The 25,983-nt window shown below is 40.7% G+C and carries 30 protein-coding genes; 21 read left to right on the forward strand and 9 right to left on the reverse strand.

What is annotated here, in order from left to right; genetic code table 11:
• Position 1 precedes the first annotated feature (1 nt).
• The 12 genes from AB1A65_RS11245 (at position 2) to AB1A65_RS11300 (ending at position 10,496) form a co-directional block, all read left to right on the forward strand.
• Positions 2-442: a GNAT family N-acetyltransferase gene (locus AB1A65_RS11245; RefSeq protein WP_366589049.1), complete on the forward strand. Its 441-nt coding sequence runs from the start codon at positions 2-4 to the stop codon at positions 440-442.
• Positions 435-1,724: a histidinol dehydrogenase gene (gene hisD / locus AB1A65_RS11250; RefSeq protein ID WP_366589052.1), complete on the forward strand. Its 1,290-nt coding sequence runs from the start codon at positions 435-437 to the stop codon at positions 1,722-1,724. The genes AB1A65_RS11245 and hisD overlap by 8 nt, the downstream gene beginning before the upstream one ends.
• 43 nt (positions 1,725-1,767) lie before the next feature.
• Positions 1,768-2,817, forward strand: a complete 1,050-nt coding sequence (gene hisC, locus AB1A65_RS11255) for a histidinol-phosphate transaminase (RefSeq protein ID WP_366589054.1) — start codon at positions 1,768-1,770, stop codon at positions 2,815-2,817.
• Complete coding sequence (hisB, locus tag AB1A65_RS11260; RefSeq protein ID WP_366589056.1) at positions 2,817-3,953, forward strand: bifunctional histidinol-phosphatase/imidazoleglycerol-phosphate dehydratase HisB; 1,137 nt, start codon at positions 2,817-2,819, stop codon at positions 3,951-3,953. The genes hisC and hisB overlap by 1 nt, the downstream gene beginning before the upstream one ends.
• Positions 3,954-4,121: 168 nt before the next feature.
• Positions 4,122-4,706: an imidazole glycerol phosphate synthase subunit HisH gene (hisH, locus tag AB1A65_RS11265; RefSeq protein WP_366589058.1), complete on the forward strand. Its 585-nt coding sequence runs from the start codon at positions 4,122-4,124 to the stop codon at positions 4,704-4,706.
• Entirely contained in the window at positions 4,706-5,122 is a 417-nt protein-coding gene (locus AB1A65_RS11270) for a GNAT family N-acetyltransferase (protein ID WP_366589060.1), read from the forward strand. The genes hisH and AB1A65_RS11270 overlap by 1 nt, the downstream gene beginning before the upstream one ends.
• Position 5,123: 1 nt before the next feature.
• Positions 5,124-5,903 carry a 1-(5-phosphoribosyl)-5-[(5-phosphoribosylamino)methylideneamino] imidazole-4-carboxamide isomerase gene (locus AB1A65_RS11275; protein ID WP_366589062.1) on the forward strand — a complete coding sequence of 260 codons (780 nt, stop codon included), beginning with the start codon at positions 5,124-5,126 and terminating at the stop codon, positions 5,901-5,903.
• Positions 5,896-6,411 carry a DinB family protein gene (locus AB1A65_RS11280; protein ID WP_366589064.1) on the forward strand — a complete coding sequence of 172 codons (516 nt, stop codon included), beginning with the start codon at positions 5,896-5,898 and terminating at the stop codon, positions 6,409-6,411. The genes AB1A65_RS11275 and AB1A65_RS11280 overlap by 8 nt, the downstream gene beginning before the upstream one ends.
• A 21-nt stretch (positions 6,412-6,432) precedes the next feature.
• A complete protein-coding gene (gene hisF / locus AB1A65_RS11285; RefSeq protein WP_366589066.1) occupies positions 6,433-7,188 on the forward strand; it encodes an imidazole glycerol phosphate synthase subunit HisF in 756 nt (251 codons plus the stop codon).
• A gap of 3 nt (positions 7,189-7,191) precedes the next feature.
• Positions 7,192-7,788, forward strand: coding sequence for a bifunctional phosphoribosyl-AMP cyclohydrolase/phosphoribosyl-ATP diphosphatase HisIE (gene hisIE, locus AB1A65_RS11290; RefSeq protein WP_366589068.1), 597 nt, complete (start codon positions 7,192-7,194; stop codon positions 7,786-7,788).
• A gap of 63 nt (positions 7,789-7,851) precedes the next feature.
• Positions 7,852-9,018: a VWA domain-containing protein gene (locus tag AB1A65_RS11295; RefSeq protein WP_366589070.1), complete on the forward strand. Its 1,167-nt coding sequence runs from the start codon at positions 7,852-7,854 to the stop codon at positions 9,016-9,018.
• A gap of 8 nt (positions 9,019-9,026) precedes the next feature.
• Positions 9,027-10,496: a magnesium chelatase gene (locus AB1A65_RS11300; protein ID WP_366589072.1), complete on the forward strand. Its 1,470-nt coding sequence runs from the start codon at positions 9,027-9,029 to the stop codon at positions 10,494-10,496.
• A gap of 2 nt (positions 10,497-10,498) precedes the next feature.
• Here AB1A65_RS11300 and AB1A65_RS11305 read toward each other — a convergent pair whose 3' ends face one another.
• The gene (locus tag AB1A65_RS11305) at positions 10,499-10,981 is read right to left on the reverse strand and encodes a hypothetical protein (RefSeq protein ID WP_366589074.1); all 483 of its coding nucleotides are present in this window, start codon (positions 10,979-10,981) and stop codon (positions 10,499-10,501) included.
• A gap of 241 nt (positions 10,982-11,222) precedes the next feature.
• Here AB1A65_RS11305 and AB1A65_RS11310 point away from each other — a divergent pair, with 241 nt between their 5' ends.
• Together AB1A65_RS11310 and AB1A65_RS11315 are read left to right on the forward strand one after the other, a co-directional pair.
• Positions 11,223-12,098, forward strand: a complete 876-nt coding sequence (locus AB1A65_RS11310; RefSeq protein ID WP_366589076.1) for an alpha/beta fold hydrolase — start codon at positions 11,223-11,225, stop codon at positions 12,096-12,098.
• Positions 12,085-12,882 (forward strand): alpha/beta fold hydrolase, encoded by a 798-nt coding sequence (locus AB1A65_RS11315; RefSeq protein WP_366589078.1) that lies wholly within the window; start codon positions 12,085-12,087, stop codon positions 12,880-12,882. Before AB1A65_RS11310 ends, AB1A65_RS11315 begins: the two co-directional genes overlap by 14 nt.
• Before the next feature lie 5 nt (positions 12,883-12,887).
• Here AB1A65_RS11315 and cysM read toward each other — a convergent pair whose 3' ends face one another.
• Together cysM and epsC are read right to left on the reverse strand one after the other, a co-directional pair.
• Positions 12,888-13,772, reverse strand: a complete 885-nt coding sequence (cysM, locus tag AB1A65_RS11320; protein ID WP_366589081.1) for a cysteine synthase CysM — start codon at positions 13,770-13,772, stop codon at positions 12,888-12,890.
• Positions 13,765-14,556, reverse strand: a complete 792-nt coding sequence (epsC, locus tag AB1A65_RS11325) for a serine O-acetyltransferase EpsC (RefSeq protein WP_366589083.1) — start codon at positions 14,554-14,556, stop codon at positions 13,765-13,767. Before epsC ends, cysM begins: the two co-directional genes overlap by 8 nt.
• Before the next feature lie 96 nt (positions 14,557-14,652).
• Between epsC and AB1A65_RS11330 the strand changes: the two genes are divergently transcribed.
• Positions 14,653-15,330, forward strand: a complete 678-nt coding sequence (locus tag AB1A65_RS11330; RefSeq protein WP_366589085.1) for a DUF2461 domain-containing protein — start codon at positions 14,653-14,655, stop codon at positions 15,328-15,330.
• On the opposite strand, the gene AB1A65_RS11335 is transcribed toward AB1A65_RS11330, so the two are convergent.
• Positions 15,325-15,735, reverse strand: a complete 411-nt coding sequence (locus AB1A65_RS11335; protein ID WP_366589089.1) for a glyoxalase — start codon at positions 15,733-15,735, stop codon at positions 15,325-15,327. The two genes, AB1A65_RS11330 and AB1A65_RS11335, sit on opposite strands and share 6 nt — an antisense overlap.
• A 163-nt stretch (positions 15,736-15,898) precedes the next feature.
• Here AB1A65_RS11335 and AB1A65_RS11340 point away from each other — a divergent pair, with 163 nt between their 5' ends.
• A complete protein-coding gene (locus tag AB1A65_RS11340; RefSeq protein WP_366589091.1) occupies positions 15,899-16,660 on the forward strand; it encodes a DUF1080 domain-containing protein in 762 nt (253 codons plus the stop codon).
• Positions 16,661-16,672: 12 nt separating this feature from the next.
• Here the strand turns inward: AB1A65_RS11340 and AB1A65_RS11345 are convergent, their stop codons facing one another.
• Entirely contained in the window at positions 16,673-16,939 is a 267-nt protein-coding gene (locus tag AB1A65_RS11345) for a hypothetical protein (protein ID WP_366589094.1), read from the reverse strand.
• 129 nt (positions 16,940-17,068) lie between these two features.
• On the reverse strand, positions 17,069-17,878 hold the full coding sequence (locus tag AB1A65_RS11350) for a tryptophan-rich sensory protein (RefSeq protein ID WP_366589097.1): 810 nt from the start codon (positions 17,876-17,878) through the stop codon (positions 17,069-17,071).
• Positions 17,879-18,003: 125 nt separating this feature from the next.
• Here AB1A65_RS11350 and AB1A65_RS11355 point away from each other — a divergent pair, with 125 nt between their 5' ends.
• A complete protein-coding gene (locus AB1A65_RS11355; RefSeq protein WP_366589099.1) occupies positions 18,004-18,903 on the forward strand; it encodes a DUF72 domain-containing protein in 900 nt (299 codons plus the stop codon).
• On the opposite strand, the gene AB1A65_RS11360 is transcribed toward AB1A65_RS11355, so the two are convergent.
• The gene (locus tag AB1A65_RS11360; protein WP_366589101.1) at positions 18,900-19,754 is read right to left on the reverse strand and encodes a phosphatidylserine decarboxylase; all 855 of its coding nucleotides are present in this window, start codon (positions 19,752-19,754) and stop codon (positions 18,900-18,902) included. The two genes, AB1A65_RS11355 and AB1A65_RS11360, sit on opposite strands and share 4 nt — an antisense overlap.
• A gap of 184 nt (positions 19,755-19,938) precedes the next feature.
• Between AB1A65_RS11360 and AB1A65_RS11365 the strand changes: the two genes are divergently transcribed.
• The gene (locus AB1A65_RS11365) at positions 19,939-20,355 is read left to right on the forward strand and encodes a hotdog domain-containing protein (RefSeq protein WP_366589104.1); all 417 of its coding nucleotides are present in this window, start codon (positions 19,939-19,941) and stop codon (positions 20,353-20,355) included.
• Here AB1A65_RS11365 and AB1A65_RS11370 read toward each other — a convergent pair.
• On the reverse strand, positions 20,352-21,635 hold the full coding sequence (locus tag AB1A65_RS11370; RefSeq protein WP_366589106.1) for a dipeptidase: 1,284 nt from the start codon (positions 21,633-21,635) through the stop codon (positions 20,352-20,354). The genes AB1A65_RS11365 and AB1A65_RS11370 overlap by 4 nt on opposite strands.
• 126 nt (positions 21,636-21,761) lie before the next feature.
• Here AB1A65_RS11370 and AB1A65_RS11375 point away from each other — a divergent pair, with 126 nt between their 5' ends.
• Both AB1A65_RS11375 and AB1A65_RS11380 read left to right on the forward strand, forming a co-directional pair.
• Positions 21,762-22,544, forward strand: a complete 783-nt coding sequence (locus tag AB1A65_RS11375) for a hypothetical protein (RefSeq protein WP_366589108.1) — start codon at positions 21,762-21,764, stop codon at positions 22,542-22,544.
• A 10-nt stretch (positions 22,545-22,554) separates the two neighbouring features.
• Positions 22,555-22,911, forward strand: coding sequence for a hypothetical protein (locus AB1A65_RS11380; protein WP_366589110.1), 357 nt, complete (start codon positions 22,555-22,557; stop codon positions 22,909-22,911).
• A gap of 413 nt (positions 22,912-23,324) precedes the next feature.
• On the opposite strand, the gene AB1A65_RS11385 is transcribed toward AB1A65_RS11380, so the two are convergent.
• Positions 23,325-24,188, reverse strand: a complete 864-nt coding sequence (locus tag AB1A65_RS11385; RefSeq protein WP_366589112.1) for an RNA polymerase sigma factor RpoD/SigA — start codon at positions 24,186-24,188, stop codon at positions 23,325-23,327.
• Between the two features lie 243 nt (positions 24,189-24,431).
• On the opposite strand from AB1A65_RS11385, the gene AB1A65_RS11390 reads away from it, so the two are divergent.
• Positions 24,432-25,943 (forward strand): DEAD/DEAH box helicase, encoded by a 1,512-nt coding sequence (locus tag AB1A65_RS11390; RefSeq protein ID WP_366589115.1) that lies wholly within the window; start codon positions 24,432-24,434, stop codon positions 25,941-25,943.
• The last annotated feature ends 40 nt before the right edge of the window (positions 25,944-25,983 follow it).

The raw sequence follows: 25,983 nt of genomic DNA on the forward strand, positions 1-25,983 counted from the left end.
CATGGAAACGCAATTCACCATAGCATGGATTCCCGCTGAAAATTTAAAAACTATCCTGCCTTTGGCTTACACGCTGAACGAGGGAAAATTTTCAATGGAAACTTTGGAAAACCGATTAACCGAAATGATTCCCATGGGATACAAATGCATTGGTGTGTACGATGAAGGGCAGCTCATCGGAATCTGTGGGGTCTGGGCATTGAACAAGCTCTATGCCGGAAAACATGTAGAAGCGGACAATGTGATCATAGACCCTAAATACCAGGGCAAGGGCATTGGAAAATTGATGATGGATTTTTTGGCCGAATATGCCCGTGAAATAGGATGTGCAACGGTGGAGGTCAACTGCTATGCCAAAAATACAAGAGGAAAGAAATTCTGGGAAAGCCATGGGTATGAACCATTGGGCTATCACATGATCAAACGATTGCGGGATGAATAAAATAGTTAATCCAGATAAAAACAGTTGGGAACAATTGCTTCAACGTCCTACCCAAACAGTAGCGGATATTGAGCAGACCGTAAACACCATTTTTAAAGAAGTTAAAAAAGGCGGGGATGCTGTGGTTCAAAAATATACAGAGCAATTTGATAAAGCCAAGCTGAGTTCATTTTTGGTAAGCGATGAAGAAATCAACAGAGCCTCTGATTCAGTTTCAGAAGAATTAAAGCAGGCGATTTTATTGGCCAAAACCAACATTGAATCCTTTCATGCAGCCCAAAAAACAGCTAGAATTGAAGTGGAGACGATGCCAGGCGTACAATGTTGGCAGGAAAAAAGGCCCATTCAAAAAGTGGGACTTTATATCCCAGGGGGTACCGCCCCCTTATTTTCCACAATTTTGATGCTGGCTGTACCAGCAAAGATTGCTGGGTGTCAGGAAATTGTCCTGTGTACCCCTCCGAATATGGATGGGGAAGTGAATCCTACTATTCTCTACGCTGCCAACCTGTGTGGAGTGACGCAGATTTTTAAGGTCGGGGGGATTCAGGCCATAGCTGCCATGACGTTTGGCACGGAATCTATTCCGCAAGTGTATAAAATCTTTGGACCGGGCAATCAATACGTAACCGTTGCTAAGCAATTGGCTACCAAGCACAATGTGGCCATCGATATGCCTGCTGGTCCCAGTGAACTTTTGGTTCTGGCCGATGATACGGCAAATCCCGCTTTTATGGCGTCGGATTTATTGAGTCAGGCAGAGCACGGCACGGACAGTCAGGTTATTTTAGTTTCCACCTCAGAAAAATTGATTACTTCTGTTGAAAAGGAACTAGAAGAGCAGCTTAGCGTTTTACCTCGAAAAGAAATCGCACAAAAATCTATCGCCAACAGCAAATTAATAGTGGTGGAGAATGACGAAACGGCCCTAGATTTGATTAACGAATATGGCCCTGAGCATTTTATAGTTTGTGTAGAGAATGAGGGTTTCTATTTGAAAAATATTCAAAATGCAGGGTCGGTGTTCATTGGAAACTATACTCCGGAAAGTGCTGGCGATTATGCCTCGGGCACCAATCACACCTTGCCCACCAACGGCTATGCCAAGCAGTACAGCGGAGTGAATCTGGACAGTTTTATGAAAAGTATGACTTTTCAAAAAATATCAGAAGAGGGGATGCGCAAAATTGGCAATGCCATCGAATTAATGGCGGAAGCAGAAGGTTTACAGGCTCATAAGAACGCTGTTACGCTTCGCTTAAACAGTTTAAAAAATAATTAAATGTCAGGTCGAGTCCCGAAAGCTTTCGGGAAAACCTCCAAGAATGGATAAAATATTCAACATAGAAACCCTAACAAGGGAAAGCGTAAAAAGCCTAAAACCCTATTCCTCTGCCCGCGACGAATACGTTTCAGACGGTTCTGAAATGATTTTCTTGGATGCCAATGAAAACCCATTTGAGAATGGAGTCAACCGCTATCCAGATCCGTATCAACGGAATTTAAAATCGGTTCTGGCCGAACAAAAAGGAGTTTCCGAAGCGAATATGTTGCTTGGCAATGGAAGTGATGAAGTCTTGGATTTGATATTTAGGGCGTTCTGCGAACCGAATCAGGATAACATCATTTCATTACCACCTACGTATGGTATGTATAAGGTTTTATCCGGAATCAATGCGGTGGAAAATAGGGAGGTTTTGTTGACTTCGGATTTTGAGCCTAATATTTCTGGAGTATTAAAAATTGCTGATAAAAACTCGAAGTTACTATTCATTTGTTCACCCAATAATCCTACTGGGAATGCATTTTCTAGAGAAATAGTGCAGGAACTTTTGGAAAAATTCAATGGATTGATCGTCATTGATGAGGCCTACATTGATTTTTCGGAACAGGAGAGCTGGCTTTCTGGTTTAAAGAAATATCCAAATCTGATTGTCACCCAAACGCTGTCCAAAGCCTATGGTATGGCGGGTATTCGATTGGGGATTTGCTATGCATCGGAGGATATTATCGCCGTCTTGAATAAAATTAAACCACCCTATAATGTCAATCAGCTCACCCAACAACAAGCGTTGAAACGGGTAATGAACCAAGAAGCGGTTGCTGCCGAAGTGGAACAGATTTTACAGGAACGAGATGACTTAATAGAAGCCTTACAGCAAGTAAGATTTGTACAGGAAATTTATCCTACGAATGCCAATTTTGTATTGGCCAAAGTAGATGATGCTAACAAGCGATATCAAGAATTATTGGAGCAACATGTGGTGGTGCGAAACCGAAGCACACAACCACTCTGTGAAAATACCCTCAGATTTACCGTGGGAACTCCAGCCGAAAACAAAAAATTGATAGCCATTTTAAAACAATTGGGATAATGGGCAAGAAAGTACTTTTTATTGACCGCGACGGGACCATCATCAAGGAAACCGTGGATGAACAGATTGATGCTTTTGAGAAAATGATTTTTTATCCAAAGTCATTCACATATTTGGGTAAGATTGCTAAAGAATTGGATTATGAATTGGTGATGATTACCAATCAGGATGGGTTGGGCACTGATATTTTTCCAGAGGAAACCTTTTGGCCTGTACACAACTTCATTTTAAAATCCTTTGAAAACGAAGGGGTTGTTTTTGACGAAGTCTTCATCGACCGAACTTTTCCTAAAGACAATGCCAATACCCGAAAACCGGGAACAGGGTTGCTTACCGCTTATTTTTCCGAGGAATATGACCTAGCGAATTCATTTGTGATTGGGGATCGTCTTACGGATGTTGAATTGGCAAAAAATTTGGGCGCCAAAGGCATCTTCATCAATGATGAAACCCATTTGGGAACTGGAGAAATCACTGTGAAACGAGAAGAATTGGATGTGCACATCGCCCTCGAAACCAACGATTGGGAAAAGATCTATGAGTTTTTGAAGCTCGAAAATCGAATCGCTGAAATATCCAGAAAGACTAATGAGACGGATATTCAAATCAAGCTGAATTTGGATGGAACCGGGAAAAGTGACATACAAACTGGTCTGGCTTTCTTTGATCATATGTTGGACCAATTGGCACGCCATGGTCAAATGGATTTAACGATAAAAGTAGATGGCGATTTGGAAGTGGACGAACACCACACGATTGAGGATACGGCCATCGCACTAGGCGAAGTGTTTTCAAAAGCACTTGGAAACAAGCTCGGTATTGAACGTTATGGTTTCTGCTTGCCCATGGACGACTGTTTGGCCCAAGTGGCCCTAGATTTTGGAGGGCGAAACTGGCTCGTTTGGGATGCAGATTTTAATCGGGAAAAAGTTGGAGATATGCCTACGGAGATGTTTTTGCATTTCTTCAAATCCTTTACCGATGGTGCCAAGGCCAATTTGAACATAAAAGCGGAAGGCACTAACGAACACCACAAAATCGAGGCCATATTCAAAGCCTTTGCCAAGTCCATTAAAATGGCGGTAAAACGGGATGCGGAGAAAATGGTTCTTCCATCAACAAAAGGTATGTTATAAAACTATTGTCATTTCAAAAGAGCTTGCGACTGAGGAATCTAGATTTCTCGCTTTGCTCGAAATGACAATCAAACCAAAACAGCGAGAGCAAATGGAAAATAATATTGTATTGGGATACACTTCGTACTTCAAACCTCGTATTTCGTACTTCAAACTTTGTACTTCACTATGAAAATAGTAATCATCGATTACGGCGCTGGAAATATCCAAAGCATCAAATTTGCCATTAAACGATTGGGCTTTGAGGCCGTTTTGAGTCATGATGTAATGGAGATACAGAATGCCGACAAGGTTATTTTTCCAGGAGTTGGAGAAGCGAGTTCTGCCATGGCCAAATTACGGGCCAGTGGTTTGGATAAAATCATTCCCCAGTTAAAACAACCGGTTTTGGGTATTTGCTTGGGAATGCAATTAATGTGCAGGTCATCCGAAGAAGGTAATACAAAGGGGCTGGGTATTTTTGATTTGGATGTGGTGAAATTTCCGAAAACGGTGAAAGTGCCTCAAATCGGATGGAATCAAATTACCGGCATAAAAACTGATTTATTCAAAGGAATCCCAGACAAATCCTATATTTATTTGGTACACAGTTTTTATGCGCCGCTGGATGTGGAAACGATAGCCACATCAGATTATGGTCTGATCTATAGTGCTGCATTGCAAAAAGATAATTTTTTTGGGGTGCAGTTTCACCCAGAGAAAAGCAGTGATGTAGGCAGTGAAATACTAAAGAATTTTTTAACGGTGATTTGATGGACTATTACATTTCAACAGATAAGAATAAATTAGACATCCCTAAAATCCACCAACAGGTTAAAAACACCTATTGGGGCGGGTATCGTACTTTGGAATTGACCACAACTACCATTGAGAGTTGCTTGTGTTTTGGATTGTACACGCAAGGAGATGAGCAAGTTGGATTTGCTAGAGCACTCACTGACAAGGTGGTTTTTGCTTATATTATGGATGTGCTGATTTTTGAACCGTACAAAGGAAAAGGATTGGGGAAAATGCTAGTGAAACATATTTTGGAACATCCAGATATTAAAAACGTTTTTACAGTGGCTTTGAAAACCAAGGATGCCCATGGATTATATGCACCACTTGGCTTTTCAAAAGTTGGGGATTCTGATATGTGGATGGCAATGGACAAAGCAAAATACGATTAACATGAGATTGATACCCGCCATAGATATTATTGAAGGGAAATGTGTCCGACTTTCCAAAGGGGATTACGGGACCAAAAAAATATACAATGAGAATCCATTGGAGGTCGCCAAAGAATTTGAGGCGCACGGCATTCAATATTTGCATGTAGTAGATTTAGATGGAGCTAAGTCCAAACACATTGTTAATCATAAAGTTCTGGAAACCATAGCTTCTCAAACTAACTTGAAAATTGACTTTGGTGGAGGTTTAAAATCCGATGAAGACCTGCATATTGCATTTGAAAGTGGGGCCAGTCAGATTACCGGAGGTAGTATTGCCGTGAAAGAAAAGGAAATTTTTTTGGGTTGGTTGGAAACCTACGGTTCCGATAAAATCATTCTGGGTGCCGATGCGCAAAATGAGAAAGTGGCTGTATCCGGTTGGCAGGAAGAATCCAATCAAGAATTGGTTCCCTTCATTCAATCCTATCAGAAGAGAGGGATTCACTATGTAATTTGTACCGATATTAGTAAAGATGGTATGTTGGAAGGGCCCTCTTTTGACCTGTATAAAAAAATCCTATCCAAGACCATGAAGCATGAAACTTTGGTTACGGGCAGTGGAGTGGAGGATGTGGAAACCATCGGCATCAATTTGGTTGCTAGCGGAGGCATTTCTACGTTCGACGAGCTTCCCAAATTGGCCGAAATAGGCTGTGAGGGGACCATAATTGGTAAGGCCATTTATGAGAACAGAATCAGTTTAAAGCAATTGGAACAATACATCCTGGCTAATGGATAAAGAAAGAGAACTACAGGAAGAACTGGTTTGGAATGCGGGTTATCGCATGAATGAAAGTCTTCGCATGATCAAAATCTGTTTGGACCAACTCCCTGAAAAAGCCGTTTGGCAAAAACCGAATGAATCAGCGAACAGTATTGGGAATTTGATATTGCACTTGTGCGGAAACATAACCCAATATGGAATCGCTTCCATTCAAAATTTGGAGGACAATCGCAAGCGTGACGAGGAGTTTTCAACTACGACAGGCTATTCCAAAGAAGAACTAGTCCAAAAACTTAGCGATACCATTGATGAAGCCAAAAGAGCATTTTATGAAGCTCCTTTAGAGGAATTACTTCGCAAGAGAAATGTACAAGGGTTTAATTTTTCGGGTGTGGGGAACATGATTCATGTTACAGAGCATTTGTCCTACCATACAGGTCAAATAGCACTTTGGACAAAATTGCTGAACAATCAGGATTTAGGCTTTTATGAAGGTGTAAATCTTAATGTAAAGAATGAATAACGTCACCCCCTGATAAGAACTATGCTCACAAAACGAATCATACCTTGCTTGGACATTAAAGACGGAAGAACCGTAAAAGGGGTCAACTTTGTGGACCTCCGTGATGCCGGAGACCCTGTGGAACTAGCAGCCATCTATGCAAAAGAAGGTGCGGATGAATTGGTCTTCTTGGATATTTCAGCTACAGAAGAAAAACGGAAAACACTGGCGGAATTGGTCTACCATGTGGCCGAAACCATCAATATTCCATTTACTGTAGGTGGTGGAATATCCTCTGTGGAAGATGTGGATATCCTTTTGAAAAATGGGGCCGATAAAGTTTCCATCAACTCATCAGCAGTGAAACGACCTGAACTTATCAATGAATTGGTGGCCAAATTCGGGTCCCAATGTATTGTAGTAGCGATAGATGCCAAACAAGTCAACGGAAGCTGGAAAGTCCATTTGGTGGGAGGTAAAGTTCCCACAGAAATTGATTTGTTTGATTGGGCCAAAGAAGTGGAAGAACGGGGAGCTGGAGAAATACTGTTCACTTCCATGGACCATGATGGCACCAAAAACGGCTTTGCCAATGAAGCACTGGCTAGATTATCGGATTTGGTCAACATTCCTGTGATTGCATCAGGAGGTGCGGGCAATGTTTCCCATTTTGCGGATACCTTTAAAGATGGAAAAGCCGATGCTGCGCTAGCCGCTAGCGTTTTTCATTTTAAGGAGATTGAAATAAACGATTTAAAGAACGAACTGAAGGAAGAGGGAATTCCTGTTAGAATTTAAAAAATGAAAATAGACTTCAACAAAAACCCAGACAATCTAGTGCCGGCCATTATTCAAGATGCGCAGACAAAAAATGTATTGATGCTGGGGTATATGAACCAAGAAGCCTTAGAGGTAACCCAAAAAACCCAAAAAGTCACTTTTTACAGTCGAACCAAGCAACGCCTTTGGACCAAAGGTGAGGAAAGTGGCAACTTTCTAAACTTGGTGGACATTAAGGTGGATTGCGATAATGATACGCTGTTGGTCACCGTAAATCCGATTGGACCAACTTGCCACACGGGCACCGATACCTGTTGGGGCGATAAAAATGTTCAAGACTACGGTTTTCTATCCGCTTTGGAGGAAATCATCACTTCACGAAAAAACGACATGGAAAATCCAGATAGTTATGTCGCTTCATTGTTCCGAAAAGGCATCAATAAAATAGCCCAGAAAGTAGGAGAAGAAGCGGTGGAAACCGTTATCGAAGCTAAAGATGACAACGAGGAATTATTTCTAAATGAAAGTGCCGATTTGCTTTTCCACTATCTTATTTTGTTGCAAGCTAAAGGGTATACATTGGATGATATCGCCCAAGTACTCCAAAAACGCCATTAAACAAGAGCGTTAAGTTTTCTTTAAAGCACAAACCATTACATAGAAATACCGTAATTTTATGTAATGGCTATGAATGCAAGAAAAGGGTTTCGATTTACTACCTACGAAGCCCCGGACCAAACCCCGTTTGAAAAACTCTTTGAGATTTTTCAAGAATTGATTACACATACTTCTGGTGATGTTGAGGAAGCTTTGGACTGGCTCCGTGAGTTGGACAAAGAATACGAACTCACCGATGAGGACTACACTATTGATGACTTTATCGAAGATTTGAAGGCAAAAGGATTCATTCGTGAAGAGTTTGATATAGACGACCGCGAGGCCGGTGAAGGTGAGGAAGGCGATGAAGAGGGCAGAGGCCCTGGAAACCTTTCCATTACCGCTAAACTGGAGCGAATGTTGCGGCAACGTGCTCTCGAACAAATTTTTGGAAAATTGAAGCGAAGCGGTGCTGGCAATCACCGTACTGGAAAATCGGGTAGGGGCGATGAGCATACCGGGGATTTCAGGGAATACCGTTTTGGGGATTCCTTGGAAAGTATTTCCATGACCGAAAGTCTTCGAAATGCCCAAGTCAATCATGGTTTGGACAGTTTTTCCTTAAATGAGGACGATTTGGTGGTGGAAGACACGCATTACAAAGCCCAGATGAGTACGGTGCTGATGATTGATATCAGTCACAGTATGATTTTGTACGGCGAGAACCGAATCACCCCGGCCAAAAAAGTGGCCATGGCCTTGGCAGAATTGATTACTACGCGATACCCAAAAGACACGTTGGACATCCTCGTTTTTGGTAACGATGCCTGGCCCATTCCCATAAAGGATTTGCCCTATTTGAAAGTCGGGCCGTACCACACCAACACCGTGGCTGGATTGCAATTGGCCATGGATATGCTTCGCAGAAAACGGAATACCAACAAGCAAATCTTTATGATCACCGATGGAAAACCTTCTTGTCTGCGGCTTCCCAATGGCGATTATTACAAAAACAGTGTCGGCCTGGATGAGTACATTGTGGAAAAATGCTACGCGATGGCCCAACAAGCCCGAAAATTACATATTCCCATCACCACCTTTATGATCGCGGAAGACCCCTATTTGATGCAGTTTGTGCGTGAATTCACCCAAGCCAATAAAGGCAAGGCCTTTTATACGGGATTGAAGGGATTGGGCGAAATGATTTTTGAAGATTACGAACAGAACAGAAAACGAAGAATCAAAGGATAAAATAGTATATGAAATTGGATCATACCAAAATAAAGACCTTAGGAGAATTAAAGTCAGCGGGGTATCAAACCAAAAGTATTAAAGATGAGCTCCGTGAAAATCTCCTGGACAAAATTTCAAAAGGAGAAGAAGTTTTTGAAGGCGTTTGGGGTTATGAAAACTCCGTAATTCCGGAATTGGAACGCGCCATTCTTTCACGACATAACATCAATCTTCTTGGTCTACGCGGACAAGCAAAGACCCGTTTGGCCCGATTGATGGTTCAATTGTTGGACGAATGGATGCCCATTGTGGAAGGGTCGGAAGTGCATGATGACCCGCTCAAACCTATTTCCCGATATGCGACTGAACTTATCAAGGAAAAAGGGGATAAAACCCCAATCGATTGGATTCACCGAAACGAACGGTTCTACGAGAAACTGGCTACGCCAGATGTTACGGTGGCCGATTTGATTGGTGACGTGGACCCTATCAAAGCCGCAAACCTTAAACTTTCGTATGCAGATGACCGGGTAATTCATTTTGGGATGATTCCCAGAGCCAACCGCTGTATTTTTGTCATCAATGAGTTGCCCGACCTTCAGGCTCGGATACAAGTGGCCTTGTTCAATATTCTTCAAGAAGGCGACATTCAAATTCGTGGATTTAAATTGCGACTTCCACTGGACCTTCAATTTGTGTTTACGGCAAATCCGGAGGATTACACTAACCGGGGCAGTATAGTAACGCCATTGAAAGATAGGATTGGCTCCCAAATTCTGACCCACTATCCAGAAAGCATAGAAATCGCCAAGAAAATCACCAAACAAGAAGCCCAATTGGACCAGCGCCAATCAGATACTATTTATGTTCCAGAAATCGCTATGGATGTATTGGAACAAATCAGTTTTGAGGCGCGCAACAGCGAATATGTGGATGCCAAAAGTGGGGTTAGTGCTCGGATGAGCATCACCGCCTTTGAAAACTTGCTAAGCACAGCTGAGCGTAGGGCGGCTCATTCAGGGGATAAGAAAACAGCAGTCCGTTTGAGCGATTTTATGGGTGTGATTCCTTCCATCACTGGAAAAATTGAACTGGTATATGAAGGGGAGCAGGAGGGCGCTGGTTTTGTGGCCGAAACCTTGATTGAGGATGCCATAAAATCCCTTTTTCCGAATTATTTCCCCAAAATAGACAAACTACAGCGAAAGGAAGCCGAAACGGAGTACGATGAATTAATACATTGGTTTTTCGACGGCGAAGGTTTTGATCTTTTAGATGATGATTCGGATGATGACTATAAATCCAAGTTGGATTCGGTAGGACCACTTAATAATCTTCTAAAAGAATATCAGCCCTCAGTTTCAAAAGAAGATTCCTATTTTATGAAAGAACTCTTACTCTGGGGATTGGTGGCCCACAAAAAACTAAGCAAACATCGATTTACCAAAGGGATTCAGTTTAAAGACCTGTACGGAAGTTATATAAGAGGATTATAGGCTTACTGCCAGATATTCAAGTTGTTGTTATAATTTTCAAAATTATAGGTTCCTACATATCGTTTCCTTAACCAAAAAGTGTAAAAGGTCAAAATAGGTAGCAAAGAATAGAGACTTAATGCTATTATGCCAATAGGTTTAAAAGTAGGAGGGATAACATGCTCCGTAAATGTCGACAAAGAGGCCAACATCATAGCCGATTCATATATTTTGAAACAATATACGATCAAGATGGCGTAAAGCGCATACTCAATATTCCTCATTTTTGGGTCTGGAAGTTCATCTTCCGAGATTTTAAACCATAACACATACAGATATAGAAAATGGGCTGTGGTCAGTAGAGGAAACAAAAAGTTTTTCGGATTGGTAAAATAAAATTTATGGGTGTAAATACCGTAAAAGTTAAAGACTATAAGTAAAAAAAGTACCACTACACTGGCGATTATAGCCCTTTTCCAATTAAAGATTCGTGCAAGCGTATTCATAATAAATCAAGATTTAGGACAATCAAAATACTATATAAAGGACGTGATTTTGCTTGGTATTACTTAAACAAATCGATGAAGAGCGAGTATAACCGGACAATCAGAAAAATCTGATATAAAAATCAAGGTTTTCTGGGACAAATTACATGATTTCACACATTGGTGTATTCAAAGTGTTGATTCATAAGATCATAAGGTTTGGGTATGTGTATTTTTTGTATTTTGGATAAATTCAATTTCCATGCAAAACTGGCTCTACATCGTTTTGGTCATCCTTGGCATATACATTTTGTTGAGCGTTTTGTTGTTTTATCTCCAAGATTATTTTTTGTTCAAACCTGAAAAATTGTCCAAGGATTTTCAATTCCATTATGATAACCAAGAAATTGAAGAGTACAACATTGAAACTCGGGATGGCGCCACAATCAATGGCCTCAGGTTCAAGTCACAGAAACCCAAGGGGGTTGTTTTTTATTTGAAAGGCAATTCAAAAAGTATTAAGGGTTGGGGAAAATTTGCCGTGGACTTTACCCGGCATGGGTACGACGTAATCATGGTGGATTACCGTGGCTTTGGAAAAAGCACGGGACGTAGAACCCAAAAAGCCATAAAACGTGATATGCAAGTGGTGTACGATAAAATAAAAGAACAGGTGGCAGAAAAATACATCATTTTATACGGTCGTTCCATGGGCTCAGGCTTTGCTGCGAAGTTGGCTTCCATGAACAATCCAAGAATGCTTATTCTGGATGCACCGTATTACAGCTTGAGCAAAGTGGCCAAGAAGTTCATCCCTTTTATGCCACTTTCATTGTTGATAAAATTTCCAATGCCCACATACAAGTGGTTAAGGTATGTGAATTGTCCCATCCACATTATTCATGGAACGGATGACCGGCTTATTCCTTATAAAACCAGTGTAAAACTGTCCAAAATAAAGCCAGAATTGACAACACTGTATACCATAATCGGAGGCGGCCATAAAGACTTGAACAACTTTGAGTCCTATCATAAAATGTTGGAGGAGATTGTTACCAGTAAGCCTACAAAAGTAAATTTGGAAGGATCTAGTATCAATGTTAGACATACATCAAGGCACGCCGATGCAAAAGCTTAAACGTTTTGGTGCTTTTGCGGGGATTATTTTGATTCTACTTGTAGTAATGGCATATTTTTTTCAAGAAAAATTGATTTTTTTGCCCACAAAATTGTCTCAGGAATATAGCTACACATTCCCAGCTAATTTTGATGAAATCTTCCTTAAAACGGATGATGGGGCCAGTCTAAATGCACTTCATTTTTATGCTAATGACGCTAAAGGAGTAATTCTATATTTTCATGGAAATGCAGGCGATTTATCTAGATGGGGCGAGATTGTACTTCCTTTTGTGGATATGGGTTATGATGTTTTGGTGATGGATTACCGAAATTATGGAAAAAGTACCGGAGAAATCAGTGAGGAGGCTCTGTACCAAGATGCCCAACTTTTCTACAACTATGTTGAGGATAAATACGCGATTAATGCTATAATTATTTACGGAAGGTCCCTTGGAACAGGCATAGCTACCCATTTAGCATCTAAAAATCCATCACAAAAGCTCATTCTGGAAACTCCTTTTTATAGCTTGTTGGATGTTGCCAAGGCAAGATTTCCTTTTTTACCACTCAAACAACTGCTGCGTTATAAGATGCCTTCGTATCAATTTATCAAGGAAGTCCAATGCCCCATTCGTGTTTTTCACGGTACCGAAGACGCAGTTGTTTCCTATGATTCTGGAAAGAAATTGTTCGATACCATTCCACAAACCGATAAAAAAATATACACCATTCCCAATGGAAACCACAACAACCTCAATGAATTTGAAGCCTATTGGGAAGGCATGAAAATGGAATTGAAGTAATAACTCTAATCGAACAAATCCGAAGATAGGTAGCGATCACCCCGGTCGCATACAATGGAAACAATGACCCCGCTTTCCATGCTTTCGGCAAGTCGTAGCGCTACTGTGGCCGCACCGCCACTGCTCATACCAGCAAAAATTCCTTCTTCCTTAGCTAGTTTTTTGGCCATGGCTATGGCATCATCCTCACTCACCTCCATTATGGTATCCACTTTTTTCCGGTCAAAGATTTTGGGCAAGTACTCTTCCGGCCATTTTCTAATCCCAGGAATCCGGGAGTCGTCTGTGGGCTGCACCCCAACAATTTGAATAGATGAATCCTTTTCTTTCAAAAAAGTTGATGTTCCCATAATGGTCCCGGTAGTGCCCATACTGGATACAAAATGGGTTATTTCTTTATTAGTGTCTCTCCATATTTCCGGTCCCGTAGTTTTGTAATGGGCCATCCAATTGTCATTGTTGGCAAATTGATTCAACATTGTATATCCTTCATTCTTCACTTTGGCCTCTGCATAATCCCGGGCACCTTCGATCCCCACATCAGAAGGGGTCAAGGTTACTTTGGCACCGTAGGCACGCATGGTCTGCACGCGTTCTTTTGTTGAGTTTTCGGGCATGACCAATTCAATATCCAGCCCATATAGCCCTGCAATCATAGCTAATGCGATGCCTGTATTGCCACTAGTGGCCTCAATTAACTTGGAATCCTTGGAGAAATCGCCTCGTTCCAGACCGCTTTTAATCATGTTAAAGGCTGGTCGGTCTTTGACACTCCCTCCGGGATTGTTTCCTTCCAGCTTAAAAAATAATCTTACGTTGGGGTTGGTATTCAATACTTTGGATTCCACCATAGGGGTGTTTCCAATGAGGTCAAGTATGCTTTTAGACATTTGGTGTTGTCTTGATTTTAATTTCTGGTGTGTGATAAACTGTTGAATTGGCGGGTACCGAGGAAGTAAGCCATGCATTTCCTCCTATTACCGAGTTTTCACCAATCACCGTATCTCCTCCTAAAATAGTGGCGTTGGCATAAATGGTTACGTTAGACATTATGGTAGGGTGCCGTTTGGTCTTCTGCAGATTCTTGGCTACATACAAGGCCCCTAAGGTAACCCCTTGATAGATTTTTACGTTATCATGAATGACTGCTGTTTCGCCAATGACCACCCCGGTTGCGTGATCAATAAAGAAAGATTTACCTATGGAGGCACCCGGATTTATATCCACACCGGTCTGTCTATGTGCATATTCAGTCATGAGCCGTGGAATCAAGGGCACATCCTGTGCATAAAGTTCATGGGCCAATCTATAAATTGCAATAGCATAAAAACCGGGATATGCCATATAAATCTCTTGGATGGACAAAGAGGCCGGATCACAATTTAATATGGCCTCGGCATCCAAGTTGAGCTTTTCCAAAATTCCGGGTAATGTGGTTACGTACCCATCCCAAAACTCGGTACTAGGGCGCTCCAAATCCCAACAGGCCATATCGAGGAGGGTATTAAACTTTTTCTCCAACATTTCCAGGTTAACGGCAACTGGCGTATTGGCATCAAAAAGGGTGTAAAAAAGGGTGTCCGTAAAGTCTTCGGTCTCCTGTTTTAATCTGAAATCGAGATAAGGCAACTTCTTGTGCCTATTCAACTCAGAAATTATTTTTTCCTTGTCCATATTAGATTTATTGTCCTAAAATTAGACAAATCCTTACCATACACTCCGATAAAAGGCTAACTTTAGATAAAAAATAACATATTATCATATAAGGCCGTGAGCAATTCCACTATCCCAAAAGATGCATTTAATTTCTTAAAAGAACTTTCCAAAAATAATAACAAAGAATGGTTTGAGCAGCACAAACCCACTTTCAAGGAGCATGAGAAATCTGTAAAATCTTTTTTTGAAAGCGTCAAGAATAACCTGAGTCACCATGATGAGATTGAAAAAATGAAAATGTTCCGCATTTATCGTGATGTTCGGTTTTCAAAGGATAAAACACCTTATAAAACCCATTTGGCGGCTTCATTTGCGCGTTTGGGTGCCCATTTACGAGGTGGATACTACATCCATCTTACGCCAAGCGGTTCTTTTTTGGCCACAGGTTTTTGGGACCCCAACAAAGAGGATTTATTTCGTATTCGAAAAGAATTGGAAATGGACGCTTCGGAATTTCGTGAGATCATTGGCGAGAAGTCCTTCAAGGCCATATGGGGTGAATTGGCTGGTGATGCCGTAAAGACTGCACCGAAAGGCTTTGATAAAGAGCACCCCGATATTGATTTAATACGAAAAAAGCAATTTATTTTTATTCGAAACTTTTCGGACAAAGAGGTTCTTTCAGACACCTTTCTTCAAGAGGTAGACAAATCCTACCGTGCCATTAGACCTTATTTTGATTTGATGAGCGATATTTTGACCACCAATCTGAACGGCGAATCATTATTATAACAAAACTTCTTCCTTGTCCAGCAATTGTACTTGGTCCTTCAACCGTTCAATGACCATGTTCATCATGCGTTTGTTCAAAGCGGAAGAGTTCTGAATATAGTCTTGATATTCTTCCACCGTGAATTGGCCAATGATCATGCCTTTTAAGGAATTCCGAAATTTGATATCCTTTTGAATGGCCCGCTCAATATAATCCATGCGTTTTTCCAAAGTAAGCCCGTAAAAAACCCCTTTGTGTTTATTGATGTAGTTCCGAAAAACCTCAATCAATAAAAAGTTTTGCATCTTAATTACCGGACGCAAGGTTTTGTTCTGAAAATGCTCATCAAAACCCATTTGGTTATTAAAGTGTGCTTTTAAAATGTCCGGACGAATCTCCAAAAGACTTTTGGACCGTGAATCCATGGCTGTAAGTTTTATTAAAATTACATAATCAAAAATGGTGCATTTTTAATGCAGCCAATAGTTTTTAACGATGTTATAAACAAGAGTACAAACCTGCTTTATTAAATTTTGACCTTAAAAATTTTATTTGAGTATTTTTAGAGCTTATACGTAAACAAACATCATGCACATAAAATTTGTTGGCCTGTTGTGCCTTATCCCTTTTATTTTTTCCTGTAAAAATCAGAATGCAAAAGAAAAAGCCACAGAATGGCATACTAAAAAAGTGGCAGAAGCAAGCGAAAGCCATAATACCTTATATGACATTGAAAAAGAGCAGGGGTGGGAGCTGTTGTTTGATGGCAAAACCTTGAACGGATGGCATGTTTACAATGCTGGCACCCCTTCTGTCTGGGAGGTCAGTGATGGAACCCTTCACCGCAATCCTCAGATTGAAACCCAAAACAATGAGGATTTGCTCACAGAAAAGGTCTATGAAAACTATGAGTTGATTTTGGAATGGAAAATCGGTAATCGGGGTAATAGTGGGATTTTTATCAATGTACAGGAAAAACCCGAAGTGGCCACGGCCTATCAGACTGGACCCGAATATCAAATTCTGGACCCCGATCATATGGATTCTGACGTTGCGGTAAAAAAATCTGGATGTTTGTACGGGTTTTCACCACAAGAAAACGAGGCAATTACCAATGACGGGGAATGGAACCGTACCCGCATCAAACAAATGGGTGGAAAAGTAGAATTTTATTTGAACGGTGTTCGTACCGCAACCCAAGATTTTACATCGTCAGAATGGCCCGAAAAAATAAAGAATACCCACTTTGCAAATTATCCTGAATTTGGCAAAGCCACCCAAGGGAAAATAGCTTTACAGGATTGGTATTTTGAAGTATGGTTCAGGGATATAAAAATTAGGGAACTCTAAGCCAATCCTAATTTAAGCTCTATCTTTTTTCAAATAAAGGAGTTGCATCAAGCATAACGTTACGGGGGCCGCATACATCCAAATCATGGTCGGAATCATGCCACAGTAACCGCTGTTGTTCATTTCGCAGTCGATATAATTGGATAGATAAAGAACGCCAACCAATATGCCAATAGTGGCCAAAGTCCATATCAACCAATCTTTATCCAACCCTGCTTTTACATTTTTATAAACCAATACCAAAAAAATCACGCCTACCGCTATAAGAAATATGGCCATACTGAATATGTTTTGTTAACTGGGGGAAGTGATGGTAAGTTAAATAAACTCTGTAAAATCCGGTTGCAGATAAACCTGAAAAAAACTAGGGGTTTTGTATAGTTGTATTTATACTATGTGTTTTTAATTTTATGTATTCGCTTTTCCGTTTCTATACTCCATCCATTTGATCAATGGGTTGGTATCTCTATTCAAATATCCATGAATACTGGAACTTATTACTAGTATCAATGCAGCCAATCCAGCTGTGTAAACAATGTTTTGATGTTGTTCATAATTGGCATAGGCAATTGCTACTAAGGCCCAAGCTCCTACCAAGGCGAATTCGCGCATATTTCGTTTCCAGGTCACAAGCAGATTTATGACCAGTGCAATGACAATCATAATTAGGGTCCAGTTCTCTTCGGAAATTCCAAAACCATCCCAACCTATCTTAACCAAATATGCTGAGACGTTTGCAATGCATGCCACAGTTATCCAACCGGAATAAAAAACAAAAGGCCACCATAAAAATGCGATGACACTGATGGGTGCGTCCCATAATTCCATGGAATTGTCCAGTACAACCTTTAAAAGTGAAATGAGCAATAGAAAAATGAATACGCAGGAAAGACCTGTATACCCGTGTAACCAACAAAATACCCAGGCGATATTTGCCATACAGGAAAAGGCAAAGCTCCACCCAATCCTCTGTATAAAACCATCATCACGGACGGTGGTGAATAAACTTCTGCCCTGATACACGATAAAGCCCAATAGCAGCAAATAAATAAGTCTCCAAATTGAAAATGCATACCCTGCAGGGGTAAAGAGGGAAGTTAAGCCATTGGAAACCTCGCCAATGGTTGTATTGTTTATTACTCCTGTATTTGATAGGTAATTGACAAAAACCATTAACACAAAGGCAATGCTATTTACAATTTGAAGAACACGTTTCATATTGTTTTTAGTCGTTTTGTTATACCCTTGAATGTAGAGATTTTCTGCCGATTTTTAAGATAGAAGCTATGGAAATAGGGGCAATAATTGCATTTTTATACTTTTTAGGTTCTAAATCATCTTTCATGAAATTCGGCAAAGTAGACCATCCTGAGCTCATCGATTTTACCATTCCACCGGACCACCCAGATACGCCAGTAGTACTGTCCAAAAACAAAGAAGGAGGCGAAACCAAAGTCTTCGTGGGCTGTGCCAAATGGAACCGACAAGATTTGAAGAACTTCTATCCCCGGGGAACCAAGGATGAACTTACCTACTATTCCTCACAGTTCAATTGTATTGAGTTGAACGCAACCTTTTACCGCATCTTTCCACCGGACACCTATGAAAAATGGTACAACAAGACGCCTGAAGACTTCAAGTTCTTTACCAAAATGACCAATGAAGTAAGTCATTTGCGCCGTCTTAACGACAAGGTCTACGAAGTAGCAGATCGTTATTTGGAGGTCACATCGCTCTTAAAAGAAAAATTGGGCACCATCTTTTTACAGATGCACAACAACTTTGGTCCCAAAAATTGGGATAGGGTAGTGCGGTTTGTGGAATATTGGCCAAAAGAGTTTCCCTTGGCCATGGAGTTTCGTCATACAGATTGGTTCACCGATGAAAAAGTCGCCCAAGAACTCTATCATTTGTTGGAAGAAAACAACATTGCCAACGTTTTGGTGGACACGGCGGGGCGGCGTGACCTTATGCACATGCGATTGACCAACAACGAAGCCTTTATTCGTTATGTTGGTGCCAACCACCAATCGGATTATTCACGTTTGGAGGATTGGGTGCATCGATTGGTTTCATGGAAAGGTATGGGATTGAAGAACATCCATTTCTTTGTGCACCAAAACATGGAGTTGGAATCTCCCTTACTGTCGGCTCATTTTATTAAAAAACTCAACCATGCCATGGATACCCATCTAAAAATCCCTAAAACATTGGGGCAATCAGGTACAGGTACGCTTTTTTAATAGGGAGTTCCCATTTCCACAAACGTATTTGCCCTGTGGTAGCGTGGGGCAGTAGGTGCAGCCATACAGCAAGTAGAGCCTAGATAGAACAAAGACAGTTCCTGTAATTTGCAAACAGTTTTTCCTACGGCTACTCCATGCGCTAATTCAATAGTGCCCACTGCCGGGCCACCAACTATGGACAAATGCCAAACTTTGTTGGTGTTATCAGTAATGTCAATGTTGAAGCGCTCATTTCTAAAGGCAGGAAGCGAAGGATTTTCTTTGTAAATCCATGGCCGCAATACCAACAAATCTCCTGGAATATGCTGAATTCTGGTAATAGTGCCGCTCACAGGCGCATGGATTCGATGGTAGTTCTTATTGTGTAAAAAAACATTCGTAAACGTGTAATTCTCCGGGATGTCCGAGTCATTTAGTCCAAAAACGGTAGCTACTGAACGTACATCCGACTTAACCTTCACCAATTTTAGGTCTTTGATTTTCCGCTCCTCACACAACAAACCTTCGCAAGGCCAAACATGGGTGCTTTTATATTTTGGAAGTTCTTTGAATTCCCTAATGAAGAAATCTTGAAAACTTTCAAAATCCTTTTTCCCATGAGGGGGTTTAAATTTAGAGAGATAATCCTTGTCTGAATAATTCAGACGGATATAGGGCTTAATAATTCTTTTGGAAAATGGCTTGTCGTACAAGGAACTGTACCAAGAAGACAGTCTTCTTTGAAGGTTACTTGGGATAGCTCCCCAAAGTGAAACAGATAAAAATTTGTAGTAATTGGCCCTCCAATGGGGCACCTTTAAAACCGTAAAATCCGGATCCGAATAATATTCCGTAATTGTTTTCATCATGATGGTTCGTTTGATTTGACACTTGAATTTATCGGGATTATTTTTTTTAGGGCTTTCAATTAAGAAAACTTTATTTTATGATTAACAATTTTTATCATAATCTAAATCTTTTTGTTAATTGATGAAAACTAGACAATTAAAGAATGTTTTGATATAATTTTGTCTAAAATCCCAAATACAAAAAATGAGATTTCATACAAGAAAATGGGTAAAACCTGAAGATTTAAATGCCAACGGCACTTTGTTCGGTGGAAAGGTGTTGGCTTGGATAGATGAAGAAGCGGCCCTGTACAGCATTATACAGTTGGAAAATAAAAAAGTGGTTACCAAATATATGTCCGAAATCAATTTCATGAGCACCGCCAGAGAAGGTGATGTGATTGAAATTGGAATTGATGTAATCAAATTTGGGCTAACTTCAATTTCGTTGAATTGTGAAGTACGGAACAAGATGACCCATGAGAGCATTGTTACCGTGGACAACATAATCATGGTTAACCTAGATGATAAAGGCAATCCCAAACCACATGGCAAAACCAAGATAGAATTTGTTAAAGACCGTTTGGCAAAAAAAGAAAAGGAGGAAGAGGCTAAATCCTAATTTTGTGCAGCGGCATAGGCCTGCACTTCATCTAAAACCCTTAGCAGGTTTCCGCCCCACAGCTTTGCGATTTCTTCCTCAGTATACCCACGTTTTACCAATTCCAAGGTCACGTTGAAGGTTTCCGAGGCATCAGACCAACCCTCAATACCTCCGCCGCCATCAAAGTCAGAGCTGATACCTACATGGTCAACACCTATTAATTTAACCATATAGTCGATATGGTCCACTAAATCGGATACATTAACGGCTGGGGGGGCATCTGCTCTTGTAGCCGCCATTTTATCCCCCAATTGTGTGACTTTTGGATAATTTTCCATGAATTCATCTTGCTGTTCCTTGGTTAGGGAACCAAACTGTGAGCGTTCGTACCAATTCAGGCCTAACGAATCAGCGGCTTCTTCATAAATACTTTTCATATAGGCTGAACGTGCCTCGTCCTTTACTGTGTTCAAATACGAAGTGAAGGCTACAGTCTGCACCACACCACCATTCTCTTTAAGCAAAAGTAACTGCTCATCATCCAAATTTCTACTGTGATCACAAAGTGCCCTTGCAGAGGAATGCGAAGCAATAATGGGAACTTTTGATAGCTTAACCATTTGCAACATGGCTTCTTTGGATGGGTGGGAGATATCTATCATGATGCCGACACGGTTCATTTCAGCTACGGCTTGCTTTCCCAATTCGCTCAAACCATTATGTAGCCAAATGCTGTCCTTTTCACCGGTATTGGAGTCTGAAAATTGACTATGTCCATTGTGTGCCAACGACATGTAGCGGGCACCACGCTTTTGATACTCTTCAATTTTTGAAAGGTCTTCTCCCAAAGGATATGCATTTTCTACCCCAATCATGGCCACTTTTTTGCCGGCAGCCGTAATTCGTCTCACATCATCAGAGGTCAATGCCAATTCAATTTGGTCTGGCGCAAATTCCTCACAAAGTTTGTGGATGGCCTCAAACTTGGCAATTGCATTTTCGGAAGCGGCGGCATACCCCTCGGCACTCAGTGTATCCTGACCTGTATAAACAATCAACCAAGCAACATCCAGCCCACCTTCTTGCATCTTGGGCAGGTTTACTTGGGTATTGAGGTTTTGTGTGTAGTTGGTGCTGCCAGTGAAATTGTCCACATTAATGTCAACATGCGTGTCTATGGTAATGACCGAATCATGGATTCGTTGGGCTTTCTCTTCCAAAGTTTCAGTTTTATTCTCTTTTTTTTGAGCGCAGGCCACAAACAAGAGGATGCTGCATAGTATATAGAAATATTTCATGGTTCGCTATTTACACCTACAAATAAAGCAATTTGACAACAAAAACCCGTGACTACAGAACAATAAATTGGTATGGCTACCTCTATTCCTGATTTTTAAAGGTATTAACTAGTTAAAGAAGTAAACTTGGGAACACGCGAACTACTTACGCATCTTGAAAAATTGGAAATAGGGCTCAGCAGTTTTTCGTATGAGGAATTGGGCACTGTGGAAGCCGGAGAGCTTAAAAAATCCTTTGAAATTTTTAAACACGGATTGGAGAACAAAGTTTTTGGCATTCCCGAGATGAAACAGTTGGAGGTTATTTACGAGCGCATAGGCATCCAAGGTTCCAAAAAATCTCAATCAACACCCTTGGATGAACTCGATGCTTCACCCCAAACCTTGATTGTCCTGCTAAGTTCCTTGGAAAACACACGATTATCCCAAGAACAAAAAGAAATTGTAGCCGGTTTAAAACATGTGGCCCAACGTTTGAACCGTATAGACAGTGAACCCGAAGACATGAATAGTGGTAAGGCATTTGAAAAAAGTCTGGAATCCAGTTTTTCTTCCAATACAATCAATTTAAAACCTGTGCTGGAAGACTGCATGGGGCAGATGGAGCTGTTGGAGGAATTGGTAAAACTTTTCAAGCAGAATGTTCTGGAATTTGTGGGCAGTGCCAAAATTCATCTACAAAATGAAAATTATAAAGAATTGGACTTATCCTGCCAAAAAGTACAGTCGTGCCTTAGAATGCTAAAAACAGATGGGCTACTGGAAATCACCAAGGAAATCATTGCCTTATGCCGAACCGACAACGACAGAAAGCATCATACGTTCCTATACGGTCAGTTTGTGGAAGAATTTCCAAAAGTGGCGGAGCAAGTGGATTTTGAAATGGAAATGATTCGGGCAATGCAATAGAAAAATCGTCATGGAAAATACGAACCTACCAAAATATTTACAGAGCATTTTTTACCAACTCTTTCAGCATACCAAAGATTTGGAATGTAGATTGATCTTGTTGGATGAAATGTTGGAGGTTGGCGATAAAAAGGAGATTCCGTTTTTGGAGGAATTGGAAACCAATGAAGAACCAAAAATCAGTAGTAAAGCTTTTGAAATTAAATGTGCGTTGCAGGAAAAGTTGGGTATTACAGCTGATCGGGAAAAAAGGAGATTGCCCATGAACCTCTGTTTCATTTATGATGAATTCAACATTCGTCCAAATAAAATAGATTCTGAACTGGATTTTGAAGTGGCTCTGGACATCATGGAAATGAAAAAATGATACAGCCTTATTTTCACAACCAGAATGTAGGATTTCACCACAATTTATTGTTTCACCATAATCTTTACAATAGATTCACGTTATAACTAAGACCCAAACATTTAAACCGCTTAATTACCATGTTATACGATACCTACGGAGAAGAATACTTGGCTTTTTTACAAGAACTAAACGAGATTCTAAGTGTCAACGAATTGGCTGAACTCGATTATTTATAGACAACACCCCAAACGCTTTATCATGAAAAATCATAATCAAGAAAATTCCGCTTATTTGAATTTCATTCAAAATTTGAACGAAATGCTTACTGATTTTGATATTACTCAGTTGAGCAGACCTTGATAGTTTAATTGAATATCATGAAAAAGGGAATGTTTAAAACATTCCCTTTTTTATTGTGGTTTGTTTGGGTGTTATCCCAAGTACGATTTTAAAATCTTGCTCTTAGAAGTGTGCCGCAACTTGCGGATGGCTTTTTCCCGAATCTGACGTACACGCTCCCTAGTCAAATCGAAGGTGCTGCCAATCTCTTCCAACGTCATGGAGGGTTGGTCACCAATGCCATAGTAGAGCCGGACCACGTCAGCCTCACGAGGGGAAAGGGTATCCAAAGCCCTATTTATCTCTGTGTTCAAAGATTGGTGCATTAAGCCTTTATCCGGTTTTGGAGAGTCACCAGCGTTGAGCACATCATATAAATTTGAGGTTTCTCCTTCTTTTAAAGGTGCATCCATGGAGACATGACGACCTGTATTCTTCAGGGATTGTTTCACTTCGGAGACGGTCATGTCTAATTCCTTGGCAATTTCCTCTGCCGAAGGTGGTCTTTCATGTGCCTGCTCCAAATACGAAAATGTCTTTTTAATTTTATTTATGGACCCTATCTTGTTCAAAGGAAGTCGAACCACACGGGATTGCTCAGCCAATGCTTGAAGTATGGATTGGCGAATCCACCAAACTGCATAGGAGATGAACTTAAACCCTCGGGTCTCATCGAATCGCTTTGCCGCCTTTACCAGGCCAACATTACCCTCATTGATTAAATCTGGGAGTTTTAATCCTTGGTTCTGGTATTGTTTTGCCACGGAAACCACGAATCGTAAGTTGGCATTGGTCAATTTTTCCAGTGCCACCTGATCCCCAGCTTTAATGCGTTGGGCCAATTCCACTTCTTCCTGAGCAGTAATCAAATCAATTTTACTGATATCCTGTAGGTATTTGTCAAGGGATTTGGATTCTCGGTTGGTGACCTGTTTAATGATTTTTAACTGCCTCATTCTTATGTATGGTTTGTACGTGTTATAAGCTTACAGTATACATTATAAAAGCCTATTTTCCAAGTCTCAAATGTTATTGTTATCAAAATGTTATGAGCAAAACCGGCATAAACGCCAAATCCCTGCATTTTTCCCATTGTTGATAGTATCTTAATAGAATTGCAAACCAAGTGTTCGCCAGTACTGCAAAAAACTCCTAATTTTGTAGGGTTTGTTAATTCGGAATACATAAGCCATTTTCCCTTGGAAGTAAAAAAAGGAGTAAGTAAAAAAACATTATACGATTACCAGCAAGAGGATTTGCGCAAAATCTTTAAGCATTTAGATGAAATGCCCCAGGGCACCAATTTGCTGTACCAACTTCCCACAGGTGGGGGAAAAACTGTTGTGTTTTCTGAAATAACCCGTAAATATATCCAAAACACGGGCAAAAAAGTCATGGTGCTCACCCACAGGATTGAGCTGAGCAAGCAGACTTCACAAATGCTGCATGGATTTGGCGTTGCCAATAAGGTCATTAATAGTGAAGTGAAAGAACTATACGATCAAGATGACTATATGTGCTTTGTGGCCATGGTGGAAACCTTGAACAATAGGCTTCAAGAGGAAAAGGTGACCATTAACAATATTGGTTTGGTCATTATTGACGAGGCCCACTACAATTCCTTCAGAAAGCTCTTTAAATACTTTGATAAGGCCACCATTCTTGGGGTAACGGCAACACCGTTGAGTTCCAATATTAAACTCCCCATGAAGGACAACTACAAGCATTTGATCATTGGGGAATCCATAAAATCATTGATTGAAAAGGGATTTTTAGCCAAAGCCAAACTCTACAACTACGATGTGAGCCTTAAAACGCTTAAACTGGGAATTCATGGGGATTATACCGTAAAATCATCTGATGAATTTTATGGGAATCACAGCATGCTGGGTAAATTGTTGACCGCCTATGAGGAAATTGCAAAGGGAACCAAAACCTTGATTTTCAATAACGGTATCAATACATCCCTGTATGTGTATGAAACCTTCAAAAAGGCTGGATATAACATCCGGCATTTGGACAATAAGAACACAGCCACGGAGCGACGTGAAATTCTGGACTGGTTCGCAGAAACACCAGATGCCATTCTTACCTCCGTTAGTATTTTGACCACAGGTTTTGATGAGCCCACCGTTCAATCCATTATCTTGAACCGAGCCACTCGCTCGCTTACGTTATATTTTCAGATGATTGGCCGTGGTTCCCGCGTGTTACCGGACAAGGACGAATTCAATGTCATTGATATGGGAAATAATATTGCCCGTTTTGGACCGTGGGACGTTCCTGTGGATTGGCAAGAAATCTTCCATTTTCCTGATTTCTATTTGGAAAACATCAAAAATGATGAGGAAATTGAGCGCGACTTTGTCTATGAAATGCCCGATGAGCTCCGAGCCAAATTCAGTAAGTCAGACGATATTACCTTCGACATTAAAGCAGAATACAAAAAAGTCTTTGCCGAAGGAAAAAAATCCAAGGAAGTTCTGGAACGTAGTATTGAGCAACACGCCAAAATTTGTGTAGAAAACAGTGAAGATGTTTTTGATGCACGGATTCTCGCCAAGGAACTCAAGGAAGAAATTGCCTACCGGGTAAAACAGTATTCCTATTGTATCATGAACAACACCAAAAACTATAAGGAGTGGTTAGAGGAGGATTATGAGCGAAAACTCCGCTCCAGTATTTCCAAGAAGTTTGCCGCACGTCTATAAAGTCAAGAGTGCTGTGCCATTGCACCTTTAGTTCTTGGAT

This window comes from Allomuricauda sp. ANG21 (genome assembly GCF_040705235.1).
Lineage (GTDB): Bacteria > Bacteroidota > Bacteroidia > Flavobacteriales > Flavobacteriaceae > Flagellimonas > Flagellimonas marina.